This window comes from Cohnella baijiui, from assembly GCF_020731285.1.
GTDB lineage: Bacteria > Bacillota > Bacilli > Paenibacillales > Paenibacillaceae > Cohnella.
On record NZ_JAJFOW010000363.1, the window covers coordinates 1 to 233 of the forward strand.

Consider the following 233-nt stretch of genomic DNA (forward strand, 5'->3'; position numbering starts at 1 on the left):
CGACGTGAAGAAATCCTCTGGCTTGGCATCAAGTCCCATTCCACTCAACTTGTTCGCGAGCGCTTCCGGTGTCAGCGATGAATTGTTCGTGACATACAGATATGGAATTTCTCTTTCCTTTAACGCTTCAATAAATGTGACAGCCTCCGGAATCACCTCACCACCCCTATAAATCGTACCATCAAGATCAGGTAAATACCCCTTATATGTACGCTGTGTCATCGTATGCCTCC

Annotated in this window: 1 pseudogene; it reads right to left on the reverse strand. The window is 46.4% G+C overall.

Features of this window, described 5'->3' with window-relative positions:
- A pseudogene (locus LKX83_RS32965) lies at positions 1-222 on the reverse strand (TIGR01457 family HAD-type hydrolase); the annotation flags it as partial.
- Positions 223-233: the final 11 nt, after the last annotated feature.